At 66.3% G+C, this 25,218-nt stretch carries 12 protein-coding genes, 1 tRNA gene and 1 pseudogene; 6 read left to right on the plus strand and 8 right to left on the minus strand.

The features are described 5' to 3' along the window. Positions 1-39: 39 nt before the first annotated feature. The 3 genes from ACQR0W_RS23260 to ACQR0W_RS23270 all read right to left on the minus strand — a co-directional run bounded on the left by ACQR0W_RS23260 (position 40) and on the right by ACQR0W_RS23270 (position 3,168). The gene (locus ACQR0W_RS23260) at positions 40-441 is read right to left on the minus strand and encodes a DUF2177 family protein (protein ID WP_315717693.1); all 402 of its coding nucleotides are present in this window, start codon (positions 439-441) and stop codon (positions 40-42) included. Between the two features lie 72 nt (positions 442-513). After that, complete coding sequence (locus ACQR0W_RS23265) at positions 514-2,481, minus strand: DEAD/DEAH box helicase (RefSeq protein WP_316170840.1); 1,968 nt, start codon at positions 2,479-2,481, stop codon at positions 514-516. 180 nt (positions 2,482-2,661) lie between these two features. Next, positions 2,662-3,168, minus strand: coding sequence for a Spy/CpxP family protein refolding chaperone (locus tag ACQR0W_RS23270; RefSeq protein WP_315754798.1), 507 nt, complete (start codon positions 3,166-3,168; stop codon positions 2,662-2,664). Here ACQR0W_RS23270 and ACQR0W_RS23275 point away from each other — a divergent pair. Both ACQR0W_RS23275 and ACQR0W_RS23280 read left to right on the plus strand, forming a co-directional pair. Next, positions 3,167-3,790, plus strand: coding sequence for a DUF6789 family protein (locus ACQR0W_RS23275; RefSeq protein WP_316170841.1), 624 nt, complete (start codon positions 3,167-3,169; stop codon positions 3,788-3,790). The two genes, ACQR0W_RS23270 and ACQR0W_RS23275, sit on opposite strands and share 2 nt — an antisense overlap. Before the next feature lie 548 nt (positions 3,791-4,338). Continuing rightward, positions 4,339-4,482 (plus strand): annotated as a pseudogene (locus ACQR0W_RS23280) (C4-dicarboxylate ABC transporter permease); the annotation flags it as partial. A gap of 9 nt (positions 4,483-4,491) precedes the next feature. Here the strand turns inward: ACQR0W_RS23280 and ACQR0W_RS23285 are convergent. Beyond that, entirely contained in the window at positions 4,492-6,195 is a 1,704-nt protein-coding gene (locus ACQR0W_RS23285; protein WP_315717688.1) for a methyl-accepting chemotaxis protein, read from the minus strand. A 126-nt stretch (positions 6,196-6,321) separates the two neighbouring features. Here ACQR0W_RS23285 and ACQR0W_RS23290 point away from each other — a divergent pair, with 126 nt between their 5' ends. Together ACQR0W_RS23290 and ACQR0W_RS23295 are read left to right on the plus strand one after the other, a co-directional pair. Continuing rightward, on the plus strand, positions 6,322-7,767 hold the full coding sequence (locus tag ACQR0W_RS23290) for a cryptochrome/photolyase family protein (protein WP_316170842.1): 1,446 nt from the start codon (positions 6,322-6,324) through the stop codon (positions 7,765-7,767). Between the two features lie 72 nt (positions 7,768-7,839). After that, positions 7,840-8,133, plus strand: coding sequence for a histone (locus tag ACQR0W_RS23295; RefSeq protein WP_316170843.1), 294 nt, complete (start codon positions 7,840-7,842; stop codon positions 8,131-8,133). 248 nt (positions 8,134-8,381) lie between these two features. Here ACQR0W_RS23295 and ACQR0W_RS23300 read toward each other — a convergent pair whose 3' ends face one another. Continuing rightward, complete coding sequence (locus ACQR0W_RS23300) at positions 8,382-8,825, minus strand: hypothetical protein (protein ID WP_315717685.1); 444 nt, start codon at positions 8,823-8,825, stop codon at positions 8,382-8,384. A gap of 221 nt (positions 8,826-9,046) precedes the next feature. Here ACQR0W_RS23300 and ACQR0W_RS23305 point away from each other — a divergent pair, with 221 nt between their 5' ends. Both ACQR0W_RS23305 and ACQR0W_RS23310 read left to right on the plus strand, forming a co-directional pair. Then, a complete protein-coding gene (locus ACQR0W_RS23305) occupies positions 9,047-9,307 on the plus strand; it encodes a hypothetical protein (protein WP_315717684.1) in 261 nt (86 codons plus the stop codon). A gap of 116 nt (positions 9,308-9,423) precedes the next feature. After that, positions 9,424-9,500, plus strand: a tRNA-Arg gene (locus tag ACQR0W_RS23310). A gap of 119 nt (positions 9,501-9,619) precedes the next feature. On the opposite strand, the gene ACQR0W_RS23315 is transcribed toward ACQR0W_RS23310, so the two are convergent. From ACQR0W_RS23315 to ACQR0W_RS23325, 3 genes are read right to left on the minus strand one after another with little or no spacing between them, the layout of a single operon-like run. Then, entirely contained in the window at positions 9,620-20,161 is a 10,542-nt protein-coding gene (locus tag ACQR0W_RS23315) for a LysM peptidoglycan-binding domain-containing protein (RefSeq protein WP_316187174.1), read from the minus strand. Positions 20,162-20,175: 14 nt separating this feature from the next. Then, the gene (locus tag ACQR0W_RS23320) at positions 20,176-21,591 is read right to left on the minus strand and encodes a hypothetical protein (protein WP_316170845.1); all 1,416 of its coding nucleotides are present in this window, start codon (positions 21,589-21,591) and stop codon (positions 20,176-20,178) included. Beyond that, a complete protein-coding gene (locus ACQR0W_RS23325) occupies positions 21,588-25,211 on the minus strand; it encodes a hypothetical protein (protein WP_316170846.1) in 3,624 nt (1,207 codons plus the stop codon). The genes ACQR0W_RS23320 and ACQR0W_RS23325 overlap by 4 nt, the downstream gene beginning before the upstream one ends. Between the last annotated feature and the right edge of the window lie 7 nt (positions 25,212-25,218).

Raw genomic sequence — 25,218 nt, forward strand, 5'->3', positions numbered from 1 at the left:
ACTGGGCTCGAACTCTGAGCGCTTCGGGCCGACGCCACTTCAGCCCCGTGGCGTCGCCCAGTCCGCGATCAGCAGCCCGAGTGTCGCCGACACCGCAGTGACGAACACGCCCCAGCTGATGTCGACCGCCACCACCGCCCAGGTCCATTGCTTGAGCATCGCCAGCGACGTCAGCTCGAAGGTCGCGTAGCAGAACAGCCCGAACAGCGCGCCGTAGAGCAAGGTCGAGCGCCATGTCGCGTCGGCCGTCCCGCTGACGAAGATCAGCACGCCCACGACATAGAGCAGATAGAACAGCACCGCCGGCACGGGGCGGATCTCGCCCAGCATCTCGCCGACCTGCGACTGGAAGAAGCCCCTGGCGACGACGCTCAGGAACGGGATGTCGAAGCCGAGCAGCACGGCCAGTGTCGCGAAATACAGAACGGCGTACCGGCTCATGCGCGGCTCCTCCCTGGTAGCTCACCTGCCGATAACGCGGAGCGACGGCAGCCCCCGCCCGGGCCGGGCCGATCAGCCGCGGCGCTTGGCCTTGGCCTTCTTTCCACCCGGCGCCTTGGCCCGCGAGGGTCTGTCTGAATACGTCTGTCCGCCGTGGCTGGACTTGTCGCGATGCTGCTTTTTGTTCGCGAACGCCGGCTGTTGGCCGGGTTTCGCCGGCCCCTCGCGATGCGGCTTGCCGCGCGGCTTGGCGTCCCTGCCCCCGCGCGGCTCATCGCGCTGCAGCGGATGGTAGGCCGTCTCGTCCGCCTCGCGCCGCGGCGGCCGCTTGTCGGCGCGCGGCTTGTCCGGTGACGCCTGCCCCGAGGGCGCACCCGCCAGCGGCTCGATCCGGATATTGTCCTCCTTGTCGGGACGGCGGATGTTCGCAGTGAAAGCGTCGGCGACCCGCGCGGCGATCTCGAACTCGGTCGTCGTGTCCTGGATCTTGATGGCGCCGATGTCGTGCTTGTCGATGCCGCCGCGGCGGCAGATCATCGGCAGCAGCCAGCGCGCTTCCGCATTCTTCCTGCGCCCGATCGCCGCCCGGAACCAGACGCTCGGCTCGCCCATGCCGTGGCGCGCCGACGGCTTTCCTGTCTTCGTTCGGGGCGCCGGCGGCCGCTCCTCGCCGCGCGCCGGCCTGGCGGTGTCGCGACCGCGATCCTCCCGCGCACGGCCGCGATCCTGGCCCGGATCCAGAATGTCCTCGGGTGACGGCAGCCGCGCGCGATAGAGCCGCGCCAATGCGGCGGCGATGTCCTCGGCCGACCGCTCCGCCAGCAGCGCCTGCGCGAGCGCCAGATCCTCCGCCGTCGTCTCCTCGGTGAACACCTGGTCGTGGAGCATGCGCTCCTGATCGAGCTTGCGGATCTCATCAGCTTGCGGCGCCGCGCCCCACGCGGCCTCGATGCCGGCGAGGTTCAGCAGCGTTTCCGCCCGCCGCCGCCGCGCCGGCGGCACCAGCAGCACGCTCACGCCCTTGCGGCCGGCGCGGCCGGTGCGGCCCGAGCGATGCTGCATCACCTCGGGATCGTTCGGCAGCTCGGCGTGGACCACGAGGTCGAGCTTGGCGAGATCGATGCCGCGTGCTGCGACGTCGGTTGCCACGCACACCCGCGCGCGCCCGTCGCGCAGCGACTGCAGCGCCGTGGTTCGCTCGTTCTGGGTCAGCTCACCCGACAGCGCGACGACGGAAAAGCCGCGTTCCAGCAACGCCGCCTGCAGATGGCGCACCTTCTCGCGGGTGTTGCAGAATACGATCGCGCTCGGCGACTCGTAGAAGCGCAGCACGTTGACGACCGCGTGTTCGACATCGTCGGCGGCGATGCGGATGGCGCGGTACTCGATGTCGGCATGCCCGCCTTCGTCGCCCTCGACCTCGATCCGGAACGCGTCGTCCTGATACTGCTTCGCCAGCGCCACGATGCCGCGCGGGAAGGTCGCCGAGAACAGCAGGGTCCGGCGCGTTTCCGGCGTGGTCTCGAGGATGAACTCGAGGTCCTCGCGAAAGCCGAGATTGAGCATCTCGTCGGCCTCGTCGAGCACCACGGCCTTCAATTCCGAGATGTCGAGACGCCCGCGCCGCAGATGGTCGCACAGCCGCCCGGGCGTGCCGACCACGATATGGGCGCCCGCCTCGAGCTCGCGCTGCTCGCGGCGCGGATCCATGCCGCCGACGCAGGAGACGACGCGCGCGCCGGCGTGCTGATAGAGCCATGCGAGCTCGCGCTGCACCTGCAAGGCAAGCTCGCGCGTCGGCGCCACGATCAGCGCCAGCGGCGCGGTCGCCCGCGCAAACCGCTCGGCCTCGCCGAGCAGGTTCTTCGCAAGCGCCAGCCCATAGGCCACGGTCTTGCCCGAGCCGGTCTGCGCCGAAACCAGCAGGTCACGGTCGACGGCGTCATGTGCAAGCACGGCGAGCTGTACGGGCGTCGGAGTCTCATAATTGCGCTCGGCCAGGGCGCGGGCGAGCGGCGGATTCGTCGTGGGAAAGGACAAGTGACGGGAAACCTCGTTTCGATCCGGCTGCTTTACGCCATGCCGCGCCGGAACACGAGGGCCGTGAACGGTCAAATGCCGTCCTGCTCAGTGCGCCCAGCCCGCCCGGACGACACCGATGGTCGACGGCCGCGCGGCCGGGAAGGCGAGACGCGCGGCCACTGCCGCGCCAGGTCTCGGCTACTCGTCGCTCCACGGCCAATGCCAGTGATGCCAGCCCCAGTTGCGCGGACCGCTGGCGTCCATGGCCGCCTTCTGCTTGTCATCGAGCGAGTCGTAAAGCGCCTGAAACGCCGGGCGGACGATCTTGATCGCCTGCTGCATCGTGTCGAGGCGCTGTTCCGCCAGTGCGAGGCGGTCGGTCGCCTTGACCGGCGGCGTCGCCGGGCAGTCCTTCGTGATCAGCTCCGCGGCCTTTGCCGATGCCGCCTTGAGATCATCGAGCCGCGCCCGCTGCGTGTCGTTCGGCTTGATGGCGGCCTCGATCTGCGACATCCGCCATTCGGCAAATCCGGCCATGCGGGGATTGCACAGGAAGCCGAAGCCCCGACCGCCCATCATCCCCGGCCCCATCATCATGCCGGGGCCCCACCCTGGTCCGCCCGCGCCCGGCTGGGCAAAGGCCGGCGCGGCGGTGACGGTCACGATTGCGGCCGCGAAGACCAGCGCGCGTGGATCTAATCGCATGGCAGAACTCCTTGACGTGGCACCGATGAGTTTGCGCAAACTAAGCGCGCGGCGAGCTTTGATGCTTGAGCGAGATCAACGGATCACTGCAGAGCCATGGCGAATTGAGGAGATGACAACGATACGCAGCTATCGCTGGATATGGACATCGGCGGTCGCATCGGGCTGCGGGACGCTGGCGCATATCGGCCTGATGGAGCTCAAGAGCCGGCTTCACCTGTTGCCGCAGTTCGATCCCGCCACGGCGCTTCTCGACACGCTCTCGCCCCTGTTCGCCCGAGCGATGCATGATGGGGCGCCGCTGTGGTTGCTCTCGCAGCTCAACGGAGCCTTCCTGATCGGCCTGCTGTTCGGGCGCTTCTTCCACCGCCTGCCCGGCGGCAGCGGTGTCGCCAAAGGCTTCCTGCTCGGGCTTGCCGGCTGGTTGCTGCTCGGAATCGGGTTGTTTCCCGCCATCGGCCTTGGACCGTTCGCAACGTCGCTCGGCCTGGGCGCCGGCCCGGCGCTGTTTTCGCTGGCGATGGTCGAGGCGTATAGCGTCGTGCTGGGCGCCGTGTATGCGGCCCTGCAGAGACCGGATCAGAAGATCGAGCCTGGCCGCGGAGACAGCAATCACGCCTGACCGCCGCCGGGAGGTCGGCCGCCCCATTTCGAAAAGGCCGAATTTTTCTCTTTCGTTTTCTCGTAAATCGTGTATGATCCGCGTCGTCCTGCCCCATGCAGAGGGACGTACGCGTCGTCACGAACGTCGGTGCGGGATGCGGTGGCCGCGAACCATGCCGGACGCGCGTTTCGCGCAGACGACCGGCATGATCGCGGACGTGAAGTCGCAGCGTCCTGACACCCCGAAGCTGGTGTCACGTTCGCGACGGCGCTAACGCGCCGCGCGGATCATGGTGGCCAACACGCCCGGCGCACCAGGGAGACTGCGTATAAGCGTGAAGACATCGCGCAGGGAATGCCGGTTGATCGGCTTTGCCTGTGGTACCTGCCGCCTGCATTTTTTTCGCAGGCGGGCCATGGGTGAGGCCTTCACCCGGCATTCCCTGCGCCCTCTCGTTTTGCAGAGGGTGAGCATGCAGCAGAACTCGGGCTGATCATGCCGCGGGAATGCGAGGTCATGTCTTGAGACGCTTGCGCAGATCTCTGTTGTCGTCCCGGGCACCGTCCGTGATCCAGGGCCTGACGGAGGACGGTCTCGGCTACATCGCGCGCGTGACCGCCCCCTACCTCGTCATCACGATCGGCTTCGTGCTTCTGCTCACGCTGTTTCCGGGCATCGTGACCATCCTGCCACGATTGCGCTACGGGTGAGCAGCCGTGTCAGGCCGCGCGCATGCCGTCGAGGAACTTCTGCACCTCGGCCTTCAGCCGAAGGCTCTCGCCGGACAGCGCCTGGGCCGAGGCGAACATCCGGTTGGAGCTTTCGCCGGTCTCGCCTGCCCCGCGCGCCGCGCTGCGGATGTTCTCGACGACCTCTGCGGTGCCGGTTGCGGCCGAGCGGACGCTCTGGGTGATGTTCTGCGTAGCGGCGCGCTGCTGTTCGACGGCGGCGGAGATCGAGGCGGCGATCCCGTTGATGCGCTCGATGGTCGAGCCGATTGCCTTGATGGCGTCGACCGATTCCTGGGTCACGGTCTGCATGTTGGCGATCTGGCTGGAGATCTCCTCCGTCGCCTTGGCGGTCTGGCCGGCCAGGGTCTTGACCTCCTGAGCGACCACCGCGAAGCCGCGGCCGGCATCGCCAGCACGGGCGGCCTCGATGGTGGCGTTGAGCGCCAGCAGGTTGGTCTGCTCGGCGATCGAGGTGATCAGCTTGACGACGTCGCCGATGCGGTTGCCGGCGTCGGACAGCTCCTTGATGCGCTGGTCGGTCGCGGTCGCCTGGTTGACCGCCTCGGCGGCGATGGCGTTGGACTCCTGCACGCGGCGGATGATCTCGGCGATCGAGCCGGACAGCTCGTCCGAGGCAGCAGCCGCAGTGCGGACGTGCTCGGATGCGGTCTCCGACGCGCCGGCCGAGTGGCCGGACAGGTCGGCGGTGGTCCGCGCCGTCTGGGTGAGCTGGCGCGCCTCGCGCTCGAACTCGCCCGACGAGGTCAAGACGTTCTCGATGATGCCGCCGATGCTGGCCTGGAACGAATCGACGAAACGCTGCAGCTCGGCCTTGCGCTGCTCGACAGCCGCTGCGGCCGCAGCGGTCTGCTCCTCGCGCATCCGGCGCCGCTCGCTCGCGGCACTGCGGAACACGACAAGGCTGCGGGCGATTTCACCGATCTCGTCGCTGCGGTCATCGGACTTGATCGCAACGTCCTCGCGGCCCTCGGCGATGGCGGTGAGCGCGTCGGTCACCGCGGCGAGAGGCTTGGTGACGCGGCGAACCGCCAGCATGGTCAAGCCAAGCACCAGCAGCGCGGCGATCGCAGCGGCGACGACCATGGTCCGCATCGCCTGCGACAGCATGGCGTCGAGCTCGGCCATGGGCACGCCGACATAGAGAATGCCGATCACCTTTCCAGCCGGATTGGTGACAGGAAAATAAGCGGTCATGAACGACTTGCCGAACAGCGTCGCGGGGCCCTTGTAGGCCTCGCCGCGCCGCAGCAGCGCCTGCGCCGGATGATCCGCGGCAAGCTGGGTGCCCACGGCGCGGTCGCCATTCTCCTTCTTCACATTGGTCGAGCGGCGGACGAACTGGCCGCTGTCATCAACCACGAACAGCGTGGCGCTGCCGCCGACATAGGACACCGCGCGATCGACGATCGCGTGATCCTTGATCTCGGGAATCGCCGGAATCTCGATGCGCGTAACGACGCCGTTCTGCACGCTGACTTTCGCGTCGCCGAACGTTTCGGTGAACGTCAGCGCGAAGGTGCGCAGATTGCCTTCGATGTCGCGTTTGGCGCGATCCGTGAAATCGGAGGACAGCGACCAGTACGCCGCGCCGACCACGAGAGCTGTGTTCAGGGCGATCACGACAACGGCGCCAATCAGCGCCTTGGTGCCGAGCTTCAATTTGACGGACACGAGATAAACCTTCCAGGGGAACTGCAACTGAATCTCAAACTGCCCGTAGTTGGTTTCAAAGCGGTTATTTTCCGGAGCGTAGAATACCGGAACTCTCGATAAAAACGGCAATAAGATACCCCGATCATGTCCTCCTCCCCCATCATCGTATGGTTTCGCGAGAGCCTGCGGCTGTCCGACCACCCCGCGTTGCATGAAGCAGCGAAGTCGGGCACGCGGATCGTTTGTAGTTACGTCCACGATCAGGAAAGCCCTGGGTTGCGTCCGCTCGGCGGCGCGGCGCGCTGGTGGCTCGCGCAATCGTTGCGTGCACTCCAGGCCGAACTACATGCGCTCGGCGCCGAGCTCGTGATCCGGCGCGGCTCCGCGGCCAAGGTGCTCGGCGAGCTGGCGCGCCAAACCAGGGCCAGCGCGGTGTATTGGAACGATGTCGCGCAGGCCGGCCCCCGCGCCGTGGCTGCCCGCGTCGAAGCAGCGCTCGCCGAGATCGGCGTCTCTTCACGCGTGTTTCCCGATGACCTTCTGGTCGATCCGGCCGAGTTGCGCGGCAAGGATGGGCGCGGCCCGCGCGTGTTCACACCGTTCTGGAAGCGTGTGCTCGCTCTGGGTGATCCGCCGAAGCCACTGCCGCGGCCGGCCCGGCTGTCGCACGCCCCCGGCGGCGCAAGCTTGCCGATCGGTGAGCTCGCGCTCGAGCCGCGCAAGCCCGACTGGGCCGGCGGCCTGCGAGCGTCATGGCAAGCCGGCGAGCGCGCGGCACAGGCGCGCCTCGCCAGCTTTCTCGAAACGGCCGTGCAGACCTATGCCGCCGATCGCGACCGGCCCGACATCGAGGCGACCTCCCGGCTGTCGCCGCATCTGCGTTTCGGCGAGATCAGCCCGCGCCAGGTCTGGCATGCGGCGCGATTTGCCGCCGCCGAGCGGCCAGCTTCCGCCGCCGGCATCGACAAGTTCCTGAGTGAGCTCGGCTGGCGCGAGTTCAGCCGCCACCTGCTCTACAACAATCCCGACCTCGCAACCCGCAATCTGCAGCCGGCCTTCGATGCCTTTCCCTGGGCGCAGGATCATTCAGCGCTGCAGGCCTGGCAGCGCGGGCGAACCGGTTATCCGATCGTCGATGCCGGGATGCGCGAGCTCTGGCATACCGGGAGCATGCACAACCGCGTCCGCATGGTGGTCGCCTCGCTGCTCGTGAAGCACCTTCTGATCGACTGGCGGCTCGGCGAACAGTGGTTCTGGGACACGCTGGTCGACGCCGACCCGGGCAGCAATCCGGCAAGTTGGCAATGGGTTGCGGGATCGGGCGCCGACGCCGCGCCCTACTTCCGCGTCTTCAATCCCGTGCTGCAGGGCGAAAAATTCGATTCTCGCGGGACCTATGTCCGCCGCTGGGTGCCGGAGCTGGCGCGCCTGCCGGCCACGCTGATCCACCAGCCTTGGGCGGCGAAGCCGCTCGAGCTCGCCGAGGCCGGGGTTGAACTCGGCCGCACCTACCCGGCGCCGATCGTGGATCACAAGCCCGGGCGGGAGCGCGCGCTGGCAGCCTACGCGAGCTTGCGCACAAGTGATTAGTTGGGGCGCGCTTTGACAGTACAGAGAATCCAGCTATCGTCGCAGGGTTTCCAACAAATCGGGGGACCCGATATGGACGACACTCCACTCTCTGATCCGACCGTGACCGAGACCAGCATGCCCGCCGAGGTGCCGAAGGATCCGGTGATCACGACGGCGCCTAAGGCCCGACGAGCGGCCAAGAAGACCGCGAAGAAGACCTCCAAGAGGGCTGCACCCAAGCGGGCCGCCGCCAAGGCCAAGAAGGTCGCGACCAAGAAGTCCGCCAAGAAGACCGTGAAGAAGGCGGCCAAGAAAGCTGCGAAGAAGACGGCCAAGAAGGCCACCAAGAAAGCGGCGAAGAAGACGAAGAAGGCCAAGCGCTGATTCTGCCTGGCTCGAGACCGAAGGCGACTCGTCACCTTCGCTGATGGTCTTGGCGAAACAATCCAGTGCCCGGTAGTGGGGACGATCTGGCGCTGGATTGTTTCGTTTGTCGCCGTGCGGTTGGGAGCCGGGACCTGGCATCCGCCGCGCGACGCAGCGACCGGTGATGCCGCGCGGACGCCGGCCGGCTTGCGATCGGATTGCCGGCAGAGGTCTGCTGGGACAGAGATTCCGTGCGGGCGGTGCCCTCACCAGACGTCGGGACAGGGGTCGACGATCTTCCAGAGCTCGATGCCGTTCTTGATCCGCTTCATCTCGGTGGTGAGCCCGCCGTTGCGCCGGATCCAGTCCTTCACCGAATCGGGGTAATAGGACATCAGCTCGGACGTCCCCTCCATGCTGGTGACCTTGATGCCGAACGTGAACGCCTTGTCGTAATAGGCCTGGTGGAAGCCGAGGCTGGCCCTGGGCGTGACGCAGATCCTGTTGAGCGGCACGAAGCCGAAGACGAGCGTGCAGGCGGAATTGCAAATGCCGTCGATGATGACGCGCTGACGCGTTTCCCTGACATGCCTGTACTTGGCCTTGTACTCTTCGATGTAGCCACCATGGTCACGCGTAATGTGCAAATCCGCACGCGCCGGGCTAGCGGCGACCAGCAGGAGCACGACGCTTGGGATCAGGCGATTCATGGATCGGACGGCAAACCCGGTCTTTTCTGGCGCTGTCGCGACAACGCCTCGGGCCCAATGCACGACGGCACTTGCCGGACCTTGTCATGATCTTCTTAAGCACGCGGAAAAGGCCAAAATTTTGACGGGTTATCGCCTTTTGCGCACCCTTTCCGCCACTTCCGCGTTAGGCTATCAGCCAGACGGCCGGCCTTGACGTCGTTTTCCGGAGAAGAAAAGTCATGAGCAAGCTCGCATCCCTCGCCGCCGCCTTGATCGTGTCAATTGCCGCCCTGGTGCCGGCCACGTCCGAGGCGCGCAGCCATCATCGGCATCATCGCCACCACTACGGGCTGCCCTACGCCATCAGCTTCCTGCACAATTATGGCCCCGGCCCGCTGCCCGGTAGCTTTGCGTTCTATGACGGTCCTTCCACCAACCACTGCTACCAGAGCTCGGCGGCCTACATCGGCCAGGACCGACGCCGGCATCCCTGCTTCTGACGCCATCCATGGACGCCCCGCCAGCTTCGGCGAACGACCGTTCATGTCCTGCGGAGGCTGGCCTTGGCCATCCAAGTCTGGTATCCCGGTGACGCGGGAGATTTGGCCCGCATCGCGCGCTCGTAGCTCAGCTGGATAGAGCATCGGATTTCGATTCCGAGGGGCGGGAGTTCGAATCTCTCCGAGCGCGCCAGAGCCTTTGACCAGCCCAACTCCGGCGCCCTGAGCCGGTGCGATCCGACTCTGCGGGCTGGGCCTGTCCAGATGACCTCCCACGGCGGCCGCAGTTGCGATGCCGGGACCGACACGGCCTCAAGCGGTTGTGACCTCGTGAGTGAGCCGGCCGACCTGGATCAACGGCTGCGTCGCATCGCCGACGCCACCGAAGACCTTCAGCTCGATCTCGACGCGGGCACGGCCCGACGTCGTTGGCTTCGTCGTCGCCCGCCACGTATCGATCATCTGCGCGAACGGGGCCACGAAGGGCGGCTTCACGCCCGGATCGACCGCTGACGGGGTCGGCGTCAGCAGGTTGATCGGCAGCCGTACGCGCGGGATCGCCGGCTGGCCGGCCACGATCTCGTAGCTGTACATGCCCTGCATCGCGACCTCGTCGCTGGTGCCGCCATTGCCGCCGGCATAGAGCCCCGCGAAGAACGTCGTCAGGCGCGCGTCGAGGTCACCGGTCGCCCCCGACATCGCGTCGAGCGAGAACGCCGTGTAGTTCAGCTGCGGAACCACTGTGGACGCGAACCGCACCTCCGGCGTCTGGAACAGGAACGCCGGGTTGGTGCTGGTGGTCTTGAGATCTGCCAGCGGGAACAGCGCGAGATTGCGCTGCACGAACACCGACGCCCAGCCGCTCTGGTATAGCAGCACGTCGAGCGGAGCGATCGAAACGGTTCGGGCCGGCAACTCACGTGCCTCCTCTTCGCCGAGATAAACCGTCTTGCCGTCGACCTGACGCGCATAGACGTAGGCGATCTGCACGCCGACGGGCAGCTCTGCCGGAGGCACGGCCTGGGGCGTATAGAGCTCGGGTGCAATCGCGATCGCGGGCGCCGGAAGCGTGGTCGTGCCGTTCGAGATCGTGTTGGCCGCCGCATTCCAGCTCGCCGCCGTTCCATCGATGGTGATGTTGACGAGATTGATGCGCGCGTGCCCGTCGCTGGTGCTGTCGAGCGTCGACAGAAACTTCACGATCACATGCGCCGGTGCGACCGCCAGCCTTGCAGGCCCGACCGTCTCCCGCGCATAGGCATCCGCGATCTGCCTGGTCTCCAGCGCAAAGGCGGCGGTCGCCTTGCGCGCGGCAGCCAGCGTCGCCGGATCCGGCTCGGCGCCATCGATGCCGACCAGATACTGGTTGAGGTCGCGCAGGATCGCCGGATAGTTGGTGACGAATTGCGCGAGCGCGGTGAACAGGTCGGGCTCGCCGCTCAACCTGGCCGAGCCGCGCAGCGTCGGCTCGGTCGGCCGGTTGAACTCCATCGTGCAGGACACTGCGTCGGCTGCCGCCTGCTGATAGAGGTAGTCGAACAAATAACCCCAGGCGTTCAGCTTCGATGGATCGGTCGTGCCCTCGCCGGTGAGCTGCCGCGCCTGCTGCGCGGAGACCGTCGGCGGCGTCGGCAGATCGCGGTTGACCACGGGAATGTTGGTGACCTGCGTCCCCAGCGGATAGCTGAACGGCCCGTTGACGAAGGCGAGCCATCGCGAATCGACATAGCCGTCGATTCCGGGGACGGTGCGCCGCTCGAATTCGAGATGAGTGAGCGAGAGCGTGAGCTCGAGCGGCACATAGGCCTGGTCGACGACGTTCTTGGTGGCAAATACGAAGGCCAGCCGCGGATCGTACCAGGTCTTGCTGGCGGGATCGTAGACTTCGCCGAGCGGGATGCGCGTCGACGTCAGCGTGAAATTCTGATTGTCCGCGGCGCCCTTGATGCTGCCGCCCGGCTGACCGTAGAGGTTCGGCGGACCGGCCGGGTTGCTATCGCCTCCGCCGGTCACCTCGGTCAATCCGAACACGACGGCCGCACCGGCCCGATAGGCTGCGCCAAGCTGATTGAGCAGCTGCTGGCGCAGCTTCTCGCTGGCCGCGAATCCGGTTGAAGGATCGCCCGCGCTGGTCGACAGCACCGGCAGCGTCTTCAGGCTGATCGTATCGGCCAGCGATTCCTTGGTCGACAGCACGCTTCCCAGCGAACCGTCCTTGAGCGGATCGGTCACGCCGTCGATCCGGTCGAGGATGAACGCGTGCGGCGCGTAGTCGGCCGACAGGAACTGATCGATGGCATCCAGCGCGCTCTGGAACCACTGGTTCAGATCGACACCGTCGAGATGCAGCGTGTCGGTGTCGCCGCTGTCATAGCGCGTGATCGTCGCATCGCCGCTGGCAAGCGCCTTGGCGATCGGCTTCGGCGCGAAATAGCTCGGTGACGTGCCCAGCTTGAAATGGATGCCCTGCCCGGCCGCCTTGCCGAAGCGGACGGCCCAGAGCTGCTGAGCGCCGTCGGCCGCATCCTCACCGTCGCGGGACAGGCCCTGCCCGACCTTGAGATACCAGTCGGCGGTGACGAAGACCGTTTCGACGATCTTGCTGAACTCCGTGTAGGATACATTGCCGTCGCCGTCGGCACGCGGCAGGATCGCCGCGGCCACGCCGGTGCCGCCCTGCAACGCCGCCACCGCCGGGTCGACCAGCAGCGGATTGCGGCTGAACGTGAGCGTGACATCGAGCTCGAGGATGTTGCCGGCGGCGATCGCATTGACGTCGACCGGAAGCGACAAGGTCACAGCCGGGGCTGCGGGCGCCTGGCCGCGCGTCACGAGCTTCAGATACAGCACGCACGCGCGCACATAGCCGCGAATGATGTCCGCCTGCGCATCGCCAAGATCCACATCGGGCTTTGCCATCAGCGAATTCGACAGCCGCATCGCCACCGCGTTACCGGAGACGCCCGGCACGGGAACGGCGACATCGGCGGAATAATCCTGATGCAGCTGATAGTAGATCCGGGTGTAGAGCGAGAGATCGTCGGCGGCCCGCGCCGCACCGTCCGGCCCGGCATAGGCGGCGGCGTTGAGGGACAATGCAAGCTTGAACGCGGCACCGCCCGCCGCGTCATAGCTGTAGCTGGCATTGGTATTGATCCAGGACCCCAGCCCGATCAGCTCATCGCGGTACAGCATCGACACCGCAGCCCCGTTGAGCGCGCCGCGGTACCCTTGCGGCGGCGCCTCGAACGGTGTCACCGTGGTGTTGCCGAAGATGTCGCGCCATTGCAGCGCGACCTGCGCCATGGTGCCGACGCCGAGATAGGGATTGGCCGCCTTCGGCGGCAGATCCGGATCAGACGGGTCCGGCGCGGCGTTGACCAGCGCGAACTGCGCACCAATGCCGATCGACTGGCGATAGTCGAGATCAGCGATCGCAACCTGCGCCAGGCGGTCGCCGCGCGTCCGCGCCGAGCGCGCATGGCTCTCGAACGCACTGGACTCATCGTCGTCATGGTCCTGGGGACCGAACGGCATGCCCAGCGGAGTAGCCTTGTAGAAGACGTTGCCCGCGAGCCCCGCGGCCAGCGAGGTGTAGAGCTGATACATCGTCTTCTTGGCAAAGTCCGGCGCCGCTGGATCGTCCGGCGGCAGGCCGAGATTGTCGCGCGTCAACGAGAACCCGATGTTCTGCGGTGGCAACTGGTCGCGCAGGGAGAACAGCTGCGGATCGAGATCGAGCACGGCATTGACCGGGAACAGCCCGGGCGCTGCGCTGGCGCCACGGGCGATCAGGTCGACATCCAACCCGTAATAGGAGGCCATGCTGGCAAAGCTCATCCCGGGCGCGGCCGAGGAACTGACCTGATAGGCCAGCGGCGGGATGTAGAACACGGCGGCCAGCGCAACAGCGACTTGTGGATTGAAGGCGGCGATGTCCTGGCCGGTGATAGGATGGACTGCACCGGCTGAGAACAGTTTGGCGAGCTTGTCGAGCGTGGCCTGCGCGTCGATGGCCCCCCCGGTGCCGCGAACCAGATCCGCGTCGGTCAGTTGGCGCACCGCGCCCACGATCGGCACCAGCGCGCCCGCGGCGAGCGGCTTGGTCGCGTTGACCTCGGCGATCCGCCCGGGCCCGGGGCCGTAGATCGCCGCGAGCGCATCGAGCGATGCTCCCGCCGCAACCGGTGCCGTCTGGGCGGTCGAGGCGAGCGACACCGTCTGTACCAGATCGCTCTGCGGATCGACAGCGTCGGTCGTCACGAAGGCGTTGACGAAGTCGGGAAGCGTGGTGCCGAAGGACTCGCTGCCCTGCGCCGCGAACGTCACGACCATTGTCACAATGCCAGAGCCGGAGGAATCGAAGACGGCCGCCGGCAGGCCTTCCTCGCTTTCGACGTTCTCGTAGTAGAGATAGTAGCCGCCGCTGCGGACCGTGCTGAGCTCCCACATCAGGCGGATGAACTGCGCCGGCGAATTGGCAATGCCGCGCGGCGGAGCGTCCTCGGCGCTCAGCATCAGGCGCAGCGCCGCCGCAGGATTGGTCTCGGTCGACAGGTTGGTCTGGGTGATAAAGGCGAGGAAGTCGGCGTCCGCAGGCGTCACCAGCATCGGCGCGCCGGGTCCGGACTGGTTGTAGAGCAGGAAGACGGCGGAGGCGATGCCTTCGCCCAGCGCATCCATGGCGGTCAGGATGCGCTGCAGCCGCACCGCGTCCTCCGAGCTGGGTCCGACGAGCTCATAGACGAACGGCAGCGACGGCGCCGATGCCGGACCGCTCGGCAGATCGCCTGCGCCGGTGCCCTGAGCAGCCAGCGCCGCCGCGTCCGGCAGACGCTTGATCTCAATATCGAGCCGCGTGCACCAGGCCCAGCGCCCCAGGTCCGCATAGTCTGTGCGTCCGGTCGCGGGATTGCTGCGCCCGGTCTGCGGCTGGAACTTCGGCAGCAGCGCAAAGGTCGAGCGGAGATCCGGCATGACAGCGCGGATCGACTGCTCCCGCGTGGCGACCAGATTGGTCTGCGCCGGCGGCAGGCTCCATAGCGTCGGCTGCACCTGCGCGCCGGCATCGGCCGCCGCGGCCACGCCGCTGCGGTTCGTCAGAGCCAACAGGCTCGCGACGGATCCGCTCGACCAGCGCGCGTAGCCGCTGGCGGTAAACGGCCGCGGCTGACGCTCGGCGAGCGGCAGCGCCGCAAACGTCGGGCTCGGGACGAAATTGCCCGGCGCCCTGGCCCAGCTGACGACGACGTTCAGCGCGGCATAGGCCTGACTCAGATCGACGTCCATGCTGAGGTCGGTGGTGTCGTTCAGCAAGATGAAATCGAGCGGGACGTCGTGGCTCTGAGTCTCGCGTGCGAAGCCGACCTTGTAGCTCGTGGCAGAACTGGGCGTCGGGAATTGCTGGCCCGTGAGCTGATAGACGCCGTAGCCCGATTGCGTCCTCGGATAGAGGAACGCAGGCGACAGGGTCAGTCCGTCCCGGACCGGCAGCCGCAATCCATAGACCAGGAAGCGCGAGACCATGCCGGCGGTCTGCCCGACCTGGCCCGTGGCCGCGATGGCCGACCACAACGCGCCGACCGACAGGGCCTGAAGACTGCCGACCGTGAGCAGGCCGCGCTCCGCCTGCACCGAGAACAGGCCGGCGACGCCGCGATTGGCGTCCGCCACCGCAACCGCAGTGGTCTGGAACAGGTTCGCGACCGTCGACAAGGTATCGGATGACGGGCCGGAGGTCCCTGCGGTCCTGTAGGCGATCGGCCAGATCGCGAGCGGCAAGGTCGGCTGCAGCAGGCCGGCGACGCCGTAGAGCACGCTCTGTGCAGCGAGCGCGTCGATCGAGATCGCGCCGAGCTGCAGCGCGATGTCGTCGAAGCTGTCGCCCTGCCGCGTCACACAGATCTGCTCCTGGCCGTGGCTGTTGGTGAGCAGCAGGACGACGCCGCCCTGCAGCATGTGACGGGCCCGGTTGGCCACGATCAGGCGGTCCGGAGTCGTGATCCAGCGCGGCGGCAACGCCGCATCGGAATAGCGGCCGGCGATGCCTTGCAGGGTGTCCCCGCTCTGCACCACATATTCGAGGCCGTCGATATGCAGGGACAGCCCGGCCCCCAAGGCATGGTCGACATTGGGCTGTACGATATCCGCAATCGTCAAGGCGTTGCCGGCGATCCCGTTGAGCTCATCGAGAATAGCACCGATGCTGCTCGTCGGGGTCAGCGGATAGGCATAGCTCTGCAGCGCGTCGGCCGCGGCCTGGAGCAGTTGGCGCGCGATCAGCGTGAAGGTGTCGACGAACACCAGGGCCGCCATCGACTCCGCCGAGCTCGCATCGGTCTCCGCGGCAAGCCGGCGCGTTTCCTTGTTCTGGGCCTCGATGTTCGCGGCGACCTGCGCGAATATTTTGCTGACCGCGGTCGCGTAGCCGGGCGTGGCCGTGGTGTAGGTCTCGAACGCGATCGGCGAGGTCTGGCCACCGGACATGCCGGGGACCTGCAGCTTCAATCCGTCGAACACCGGAAACAGCACCGAACCGGCATCGAGCTTGGTCTTCAGCCCCGACGATTGCGCCGTCGCCGGATTGAAGATGTCGAGCGTGAAGCCGTCGGCCAGGAACTGCAGCAGGCCCTTGATCGACAGGAACGGATCGGCCGTGTCAGCGAGACGCGCGACATAGGCCTCGAGCTGGGTGAGCGTCACCGACATGGCCAGCGTCTCGGTGAGCTCGGCCGCATCCCCGCTCTCGTTTCCCAGTGCGTCGATGATCCAGGGGAAGTAGACCTCGGCCAGCACGTCGAAGGACGTCTTGGTGGCGGACGGCGCGCTCGCCGCGGCATCCGGCGCGTCCATTGCGAGCAGGAGCACGAATGCCCCCTGGTTCGAGGCTGCGTCTGTGGCTGCCTCCGGAGCAAGCACGGTGTACTGCGCGCCCGCCATCAGCGACAGCTTCGGCTTGTTGCCATCTGCGGCGGCAAGGCCCATCCGGCGGGCGCTAGCGGGCCCGAGCCGCTTCGGTCGCGGCTTCAAGCTGCGCGCCAGCCGCATGGCCGCGTCCGGTCCGCGCGCGTGAGCCCGCTGCATCAGCAGCGCGTCGGCGCGTGCCCCCTGAACCTCCCATGGCGCCGTGCTGGTCTGTCCGATCACGAAGGTCGCAGAGACCTGGGCCGAGAACGACAGGCTGATGGAGATCGAGAACAGGCCGAGATTGATCTTGACCTTGAGGCTGATCGTCACGCTCGCGTTGGCGACCACCGGAATCTCGCGATAGCTCTCATAGGTGAGCTGGATCGACAGCACGATCTTGACATTGACCGAGGCTGAAATGATCGCGAAGTCGACGCTGCCATACAGCAGGCCGATGATGCCGACCGTTCCCGACAGCTTGAAATAATAGTCGCTCTGCAGCGCGCCGCTGCTGGCGCGCGATGCCAGCGTGCGCGCGGGGTCATAGGGATGCCACGGCGCCACGACGCCTTCGACGATGCCGAAGACGGTGAGCGCAAAGCCCGCCTTCAGAGGCCCCTTCTCGAAATTGTAGCCCAGGCCGAGCTGCAGCCCTATGCCGAACTCGATGACGGGATCGAAAGTGCCGAGGTTGGTCTTCGGGATCTTGGTCGAGGTCGCGTTAGACAGTTTGCCGATGTAGAAGCCGCCCGCGCCCAGCACCGGCACGCCGTACACGATCACCGAGATCGAGAAGGAGCGGCGGAAATCGAGATTGTACGGGAAGCCGATGTCGATGAAGAAATCGCCGTTGGTGTAGACCTTGATCCCGAGCTGCGGCAGCGTGATCGACACCGCACCGAAATTGAGGTTGCGGATGATGTCCGGGAAGGTGAAGTCGATCTGGTAGACGCCGATGTCGTCGGTGATCTTCTTGTAGAGGATGTCGACGACGAGGTTGGCGAGCCCGCCCATCTTCTCGCCGGCGAGTGCCAGCCGCAGGCCGTAGAGATTCGGGTCATTGAACACCAGCATGGCATCGATCGACCAGGCGCCGGCCACCTTCATCAGGCCGAGATGCCCGGCAATGAGCCAGTTGTTGGACTGGTCGTAATAGGGCAGTCCGGGCGTCCCGCCGTCGTCCGCATTGGGATCGACCGGATTCATCTTGCCCGTCGTGCTGGGGACAGACTGCAGTGCGCAGATCACTTCCTTGGTACTGTTGAAGCTGGAATGGCCGGTGATGCCGATGCGCTGCCCGAGCACCAGCAGGAACAGCTTGAACCATTCCTCGCCCCGGCCGGGCACCGACGGCAGGTTCTGCACGTCCTGCCCCTTGGCGGGATCGAGCAGATTCTTGAATGCCGGATCGTCGGCGACGAGCGGGCTCGAGCCCTCGATGGCGAGCGTCACCTTGCCGTCGGTGCCGCGACGGAAGGTCAGCGCGGTGATGCTGATGAAGCCGAGATTGATCGGGCTCGACAGCTCGTAGCTGGCCGACAGGCGCTGCGAGAAGCTCTCGCCGCTCTTGAGCGAGACGTTGACACGCAGCGCATCGAGCGAGATCTGGTTGAGCAGGTCCCATGGCGAATCCAGCGTGAAGTAAGGATTGCCGAGCGTACGCACCAGCGCCTGCACCAGCGAGCCGATGCTCCAGCCCTTGAGGCTGAACGTGACCAGCTCCTTGCCGCTCTCCCAATCCGCTCGAAAACCCTCCCACTCGACGAACAGAATGTTGTTGGAGCCCGCATCCGTCGTCTTGAACTCATAGCCCATCGTGAGCTTGAGGTTGATCGCCGAGTAGATCCAGGTGCCTTGCGCGAAGCCGGAGAACTGCTGCTGGGCCGGCTTCTGGCCGTCATAGCTGACGCCGAGCCGCGCCGGATCGATGCCGACGGTCTGATCGCCGAAGGCGAACGTCCAGCTGAAGCCGACGGTGATGTCGTAGCTCGTCTTCAGCTCGCCCTGCTCGGCCGGAATGGTCGCGGTGATTGCGAATTCGGAGATGATGAGGTCGCCGGGCAGGAAGCTCGGGAAACCGTAGGCGCTGCCGGGCGAAAAGAACTGGTTGATCAGGTCCGAGACCTCGAGCGGTTCCTCCAGCGAGGCGGCGAGGTCCCACCGCTTCGGCGTTTCGAACCCGTCATAGGTCACGCTGACCTTGGTGTGCAACGGGCCGACATCGAGGAAGCCTCCGACGCTCGACTTCCATTGCGTCTGCGAGGCGGTTTGCAGCGCGCCCCCTCGCGAGGTCCGGAGCATCGGCAGCGGCGCCGCCCGCAGCAGCGTCGTCGCATTGCCCCCGTCTGGCGTCTGCGTCGGAGTCTGCGCCGCGATCGAGACCGTCCCCTCTCGCACGGCAAGGATCGGCTGGTTGTTGATCTTGAGCAGATTGAGCGTGAGGCTGAAGCCGGCGTCGAACTGAAAGCTCTGCGCGCCGTAGTCGACCGCGACCGCGATGTCGCCAAGTTCGAAATCGCCGACATTCTCGACGTCGAGCACGACGGCACCGCCGGACAGTGCCGTCAGGAAGTCGCTCAGCTTCGCGGTCCCGGCGAAGGATGCGAAGAACTGCTTCGCGGAGGTGAACTGGACGGTGAACACGCCGTCGCCCTCGCCGTCGGGCCCCTTGAAGACGCTCGGCGCCAGTACGAATTCGGTCGTGAAGTCGTAGGTCTGTTGCCGCTTGGTGCCGTCGAACGGATAGGCCATCGACCATTGCAGCGCGAAGCTCGTGATCTTGAAGTCGAGCACCCCGGTCGGCGGCAGGATTTGCCAGCTCGTATCCTTCGAGCTGCCGATCTCGATCGAGACCGCCGTGATCGTCGGCGAGCGGCCGAGCGTGCCGGCGATCGAGAAGCCGTTGAGACCGACAAAGGCGAGGAACTGCTGCAGCACATCGGGAGTCGCGGCGAGATAGCCGCCATTGCCGCCCATCACCTCGATCACCGTGGCCGGCGTCAGCGGCGCGCCGCCTTCGACGACGGCAAGTGCCACCGAATAGTTGGCATCGGCGCCGGGTGTGATCTCGACGTCGAGCTGATAGGAGCCGGTGCTGCCGACGTCGAACTGCGAGGAGATCGCGAGCGTCGGCGCCTGATCTCCGGCATCCGGATCGGCGGGATCGGCCAGCACCAGCACGCCGTCGACCTCATCGGCGCCATCGGGCGCGGGAATGGTCAGAGCGAGGCTCGGATCCCTGACCGTGAACTGCGACGCGAGCTTGAACGTGCCGTCCTGGATCGCGGCCCGCAGCTGCCCCGGCGGGAACAGCACGGTCTCGCCGTTGAAGATGCCCATGTTGAGCGCGCCGCTCAGCAGCAGATCGCCGGTCGGCGCGGTGAGGCCTGGAAACAGCAGCAGGAACGGCTTGGCGACATCCGGCAGAGCGACCTTGGCAACGAAATTCTGCACCGCGCCGCCGCTCACGGCACGCCCTGCGGAGTCACCATACGGGTAGGTGCCGGTCGCCGTCGAGAACACGAAGCTGACGTTCTTCAGGGTGCCGAACTGATTGAACGGGAAGCCGCCCATGAAGGCGAAGCTGCTGGTCCAGGTCCAGTTCGATGGCGTCGCCTCGGCCTGCACGATCAGTTGGTCTCCGTCCACGGTGAAGACAAGCGTGGCCTTCGCGGCCAGCGGAGCCGAGGCGCCGATGAACGGGATCGTCGCCGACTGCACCGTGAACGCCGTCCCTTCGACGGGCCCGACATCGGATTTTGCCACCGTCACCTTGAAGTCGGCCGCGGCCTTGAGGAAGAAGGCCTGGCTCAGCCAGGCGTCGTAGTCGGCGGGGACCTTCACGGCGGGATCGGCGAGGCCCGCCGTCAGGAAGGCGGCATCGAGCGCGAAGGCGGTGTCGCCGGCGGCGGCTTCGACAGCGGCGCGGAGATTGTCGATAGCGCTCATCAGCCGGCGCTCCCTCAGATGTCGGCAGAGATGCCGAAGTGATCGCTGGTGTTGCGAACGCGTCCGTAGTTGCTCCAGCCGGTCAGATTTCCGGCACCGCCGATCCCCGGATAGTTCGCCGCCGTCGGTGCGCCCGGCCACCCCATCGGCGGCGCGGTGAACTGGTTGGCCAAAGCGATCGCACCGGGGGGAGGATTGTCCGGCGGCGCCATGACCCCGTTCATCGGCGTGCCGGTCACCGTGTTCATGATCGTGGTCTGATAGTTGTGCATGCCGTTGTGCGGCCAGACCAGGACGTTGTCGATCGAGTAGAACGGCGCGGCGACGAAGTTCGAGCCGACATAGCCGTAGCCGGGATAGAAGCTCTGTCCCGGCCCGCCGCCGTTGGACCAGAGGAACTTGGACGCCGCCGTCTTGTCCTTGCCGCGAATATGGGTGGAGAAATAACCCTTGTACTGGTCGAGATTGACAGGAACGCCCACCGCCGTCGGACTGACGAGCAGCGTGTAGGCACCGGGACCGCCGGTGAGCGGATTATAGAGGCCCGAGGCGGTACCATTGACGGCGAACAGGTTGACGTTGAAATCGCCGCCGATCACCCGCGTCTCGTTCACGCCCAGAGCGCCGACGACGTCGTTGATCGTCGACAGCGTGGTGATGTAGTTCGCCGCCGCCGGATTGTTCGGCGGGGAATGGATGCCGAAGATGGTAAGGTCTCGCTGCACGACGCCGAGATTATTGGCCTCGGTGAACGTCGCCATGAACGGCTCGCGCAGCCCGGCAAAGGCAACAGGAGCGCCGAGCGTGGTCGTGAAGGCGATCCTCGCCGCGACGACGTCCTCGTTGAGGCCGCCATTGTGCTGGGCACCCGCAGGGATCTGGCGCACTCCGCCCAGGCCCGGAGGCACCAGCATTCCATTGACGTTGACGGCACCGAGGGGCACCACCATGCCATTGTACGGCATGGCGACGCCGCCGCCCGGCGGCACCGACACGCCGCCATGCCCGCCGGTCCAGATGTTGGGCCCGGTGAAGTAACGGTTGAGGGTGCCAGCGGTGTTGGTGCGGCGATAGAGAATGCCGACCGTCTCTGAGCGCCCACCGACCCCGGTGTAGAGCGGCGGCACGGCGTTCCATCCGCCCGCCACCATCGTGGCGGGGTTGTTGAGCCCGAACTGCACCATGGCGAGCGCATTGATGCCGCCGGTCTGGCTCGCCAGAGCGTTGGGCGCATTGTCGCCCGAGCTCACCTCGATGATGACGATGATGTCCGGCTGCACGGCCGCCAGCACGGCATTGATCACCGCGCGGCGCTGGATCGCGCTCTGCATGTCGTTGAGACCGCCATGCCCGCGTTGCCGCTTGATCGAGGCCGAAAAGATCTTGTTGACCGAGAAGTTTTCGATATTCCAGAACAGGATCCGCGTCATGATGACGGCTCCTGAAGCTCGGGCTTGCGTGCGGCGAATGCGAGCGACTGCTCGCAGCCCGGATTGTCGTCGGCGACATAGGCGGCGTACCAGCCGAGGCTGCCGGTGTTGTCGGGATCGCCGAACAGGAAGAACTGGATGTTGGCGGACGGCGGCAGCTTGGCGATGCCGAATATCTTGATGGCGATATCGTCGATCCGCAGGCAGTAGAACCACTTCGGACCGTCCTCGGCCAGCATGCGCCCTTTTGCGGTCGGAACCGGCTGGCGCAGGATCGAGATCGCACCGACCGCAACCTTGATGACGCCCTGGATGCTGAACAGGCTGGCGCCGGGCGCCGCGCCCGGCAGGCTCATGCCGATGAAGACCGCGTGCTGCGCATCCGACCCGGTGGTGACCGGTGACCATGCCGCGAGCAGCTGCGACTGGAAGCCGACGCCAGAGGCGAGCGCCCCCGGACCGCCCAGCGTGATGTCGTAGACCACCCCGAACCAGGGCCCCTCGAGTTCGGTGAGGTTGAGCTGCGACGTCACCGGCAGGAAGCCGAGATCGGACGGCTTCTGATCACCGGTCGCGTTGACGAAGCTCTTCAGTTGCAGCGCGAAGCCGCGGAACAGGCTGGTGTCGCGCATCGTCGAGCCGTTGAGATTCCAGGCCAGGTTGCCGGTCGCGACCCCAAACCTCTTGGCTCCGGGCGTCGCCTGCGGATAGGTCATGCCGATGACGAGGCCGGAGAAGGCGAGCCCGACACCGAGCGCCTCCTCGGGCGTATCCGGCGGACTGCCGAACGACAGCAGGTCGAGCGTCTCTCCGATGGTGCTCTGAAGCGCCGTGAAATCGAGCTGCCCCCAGACGAGGAAGTTGCTCGCCACCGTGGCGCCCTGGTCCTGGGTGCCAATCGTGTTGAACTGCACCCGGTCGAAGGCCACGGCCGGCAGCACGTTCGACGGGCTGGTCAGCACGTTGGTCGTGTTCTGCTCGAAGACATAGGCGCCGCGGCCGCCCTGATCGACATAGCTGCCCTTGAGCACGATTCCCGTGAAGGGCTGCGGCTTGCCGCGCGAGTACAGCCGCGACACCGGCGCGCCGAACAGCGCCGCGACCGAGAGCTGGACGTGGCTGTCGAACCGCGTCAGCCTGGCGTTCTCGAACAACGACTGCAGCTGCAGCACGGTGAAATCGAACTCGCCGCTCATCTGCACCGCCACCGGCACGTCAGGCGCAACGCCGTTGGAGATGTTCATCGCATAGCGCGGATCTTCGTAGTCGATCAGCCCGAACAGGCTCGAATTGCCCTGGGGCATCGTGATCCGACCGCTCCGGCCGTCGACCGTGACGCGGCTGACGGTGAAGCCGAAATGATGAGCGTTGAAGCGGGTGAAGTCGATGCCGGCGGCAAGCCCCGCAATCTCCGGCGGCATGTCGCGCTGGCCGAGGTCGGCCGCGAGCACGATGACGCCGGTCCAGTTCGGGTCCTGGGCGATGCGCGCGAAATTCTCGTAGAATGGGCCGGACGGTCCCTTCGAGCGTGCGATGGCGTCCGCGATGTAGTCCTGTAGCCATTGCGACAGGCCGGTGTAGGACAGCGCAGCGGTCACCGGCGGTGTGCCGGGCAACAAAGAGAACTGCTCCGCGGACGTCCAGCGATTGGCATTCGTGACCCGCTCCAGCAACGAGCCAGAGCAGAACTTCATGATCATCACGTTGCGGTAGGCGGTGGCCGAGGCGCCGGCGCCGACCGCCGCGGTCATGGTCCAGCCCGCAATATTGACGGTGTTGGCGAACTGGGCGCCTGTGCCGAACGGCTCCGGATTGACGGCGACCAGAAAGAGCTGGTTGGTCTGCAAGGCGTCCTGCATCGCCTGGGAGGGAGCGGATAGCGCGAATGGCAGGGTGTTGCCGTCGCGGTCGATCGACTGCGCCATACTGACCTTCAGATAGGCCCCCGTCGTCGGATCTCGCTCGATGATGAAGCCCTGCGGCGTCGTCCCATCGGCGCTCGGGCCGTCCGGCAGCGTGCCGCGCAACGCGTGAGCCCGCGCCGCCTGCACCCGCGCCGACCACGTCTTGCTGCCATAGCTCGAGATCAGCGACTTGCGGGTTGCGGCCACGATCTGGCTCTCGAACTGGACGAGCGTCGCGCCATCGAGGCCGCTGCTCGCAGCAGCTCCATAAGGCGCCAGCGGGAACGTCTTGTCGTTGCCCTGGGCGAGCGGCATGAACGGCGGCGCGGATTGGAGTATCTCCGCATTCGCGGCGCCGGCCGCGGCCGCACCGTAGATCGCGCTGCCCTCGGGCTCGGCCAGATAGTCGACGGTCCCGCTGCCGGCGACGATGGTCACCCAGGAGGTCTGGTGGTCGTCGGTCAGGCGCGGCGCAACGGCACCGCTCGCGGGACGGTTGAGATCCGCCGTCTCGAATGGGAACACCGGCGCGTAGCCGGGCTTCGAGGGAATGGCGTTGAGACGATCGTTCTGCGCTGCGGGCTGGCTGGCGTCGTACGCCTTGAAGCTGAGCGCCTCCGATCCGAATAGTCCACCCATCAGTTTCGCAAGCTGCCCCGCCGAACTGCCATCGGCGCCGAGCGCATAGTGGCCGGCCAGGCTGAGATAGGTCGTGCCAGTGTCGACCGCGGCCGTCTTCGCGGCGCTGGTCGCAAAGGCGAAGCCCCCTGCTCCGAGCGCCGGCGCCGTGTCCGTGCTGCTAGCCCCGAGCGGCGTCAGTTGCACGACACGCCCGCCGGTCGTGCGGAATTCGCTCGTCAGCGCAGGCGCCCCCTTGATGGCGAACCCCGAACGCAGATACCCCTGCTCGAGCTGCTCTCGGCCGATCACGCGGTTGGCCGGATCGCCGAGGTCGAAGGCACCTGCGATCGAAAGCTGCGACGGCAACGCCGCCACCGTCATGGCTGCATATTGCGCAGCTTGCAGCGACGTCGTCGCGCTGTTGTTGATGACGTAGCGGATGCCCTGCTCCAAGCCCTGGCTGACGAACGCCTGCTTCGAATCGAGCAGCCCATCGAAGGTTACGCAACCGGTGTTGGCGCCGCCGAACGGCACATAGGCGTAGATGCGATTGTTGGAGGTCGGCGCAAGGCGAATGCCCAGCGGGTTGTCGCCCTTGCCCGAAAAGCCGATGAACGGAGGTGAGCTCAGCGCCGAGCCCGACAGGCGCAGCGCCCCACCCTCGATATCGATCCGGCTCTGATCGAGGATGTAGAACTTGGCGTTGCTGGCAAACCACAGGTTCAGGTTGCCCGAGACCTGGTAGACCGGCGGCAGATTGATGAAGGAGACGCCATAGCGCTCGAAGTCGCCGAACGCGACCGGGTTGGCCGACGCGAGCCAGACGACAGCACGATTGCGCGTCGCCTTGCTGATATAGGCCCGGACACGCTCGGCGAACCCGCCGGGATCCCGATCGAGATCGGCGGGCCGCTGTGTCGCAAACAAATAACTGCCACCGTACTTCTTCAGCGAGTCGTCGTAATTGATGAACGGTGGCAGAGACGAGCCCGTGCCGAGAAGGTAGCCGGCCCAGCCAACCGAGCCGGCAACCCTGGTCTCGTAAATCGCAGAGGAGTCGACCTGCTCGAACTGCGCTGACGCGGACGCGTCCATGCTCGTA

Origin of the sequence: Bradyrhizobium sp. HKCCYLRH1034 (assembly GCF_051168375.1) — a bacterium.
Classification (GTDB): Bacteria; Pseudomonadota; Alphaproteobacteria; order Rhizobiales; family Xanthobacteraceae; genus Bradyrhizobium.